The organism is Lacihabitans soyangensis (assembly GCF_024343775.1).
GTDB lineage: Bacteria > Bacteroidota > Bacteroidia > Cytophagales > Spirosomataceae > Leadbetterella > Leadbetterella soyangensis.
Genome location: NZ_RJUF01000077.1, coordinates 1 through 995 on the forward strand (window position 1 = coordinate 1; position 995 = coordinate 995).

Annotated in this window: 1 protein-coding gene; it reads left to right on the plus strand. The window is 41.9% G+C overall.

Annotation, left to right across the window (positions count from 1 at the left end; genetic code table 11):
• The coding region (locus EGI31_RS14325; protein ID WP_255037905.1) for a hypothetical protein at positions 1-995 on the plus strand (995 nt) is incomplete at both ends.

A 995-nucleotide genomic window follows, 5' to 3' on the forward strand; every position in this document is an offset into this window, starting at 1 on the left:
TGACCTAGACCCCATCACCGCTGGTGATCAGTCCAGTCTAATTGTAGCAGGCGAGGGAACATGGACGTACAATCCAACAACAGGCATAGCAGGCTTTACGCCAGAGACGACGTTCAAATCAGACCCAACTCCGATTGTGTATAACATGACAGAAACGGCTACAGGCAAATCAGATACAGCGATATTGTGGGTAGATTATCTGCCTAAAACGGTAAACAATTCTGATGTTTACATACCTGGCTTGCCAAAGACAGTCGATATATTGGCTAACGATAGCAATGGTGACACCATTGTTCCTTCAACAGTAACCATTGTTGGTGCTGACCCACTCAGCAATGGTAAAACTAAGACTGTTCTTGGTGAAGGTGTTTGGACTGTAAATCCTATTACGGGAACAATTACATTTACTCCTGCCAGTGGATTTGTCGGAAATCCGACTCCTATATTCTACACTGGAAATGACAACGATGGTAACACATCAAACCAATCTCAAGTTTCGCTAATTGCGAATGCTCCGAGCCTAGTTGATGTGGAGTTGACAAAAACCTCAAATTCTCAATGTCAAGTTAATGTTGACGATATTATCACTTTTACCGTAAAGGTTTTCAGAAAAGATACTTTAGCTGATTTGGTTGCAATAAGTGTCAGAGATAGTCTAACTTCTAATATGATTTATGTTTCACATACTGTTTCTGAGGGTAATTTCAATGCCATCACAGGTATTTGGTCAGGTATTAACATCGCTGCAGGTGATACTGCTACGATGACAGTAAGTGCTAGAGTTATGACATCAGTAGGTGGTCTAGCATGTAATATGGCTTGGGTACACACACAAGATAGAGCAGATGTTGATTCTCAGCCGGGTAATAGTATTCCCACTGAAGACGATATAGCGAAATCATGTGTGAGTCTTCCGATATTGCTTTGCTCGGCTAGAGGTGAAACAATAGAGCTTTCAGCACCAACAGGATATGCCAGTTATATCTGGCAACGGA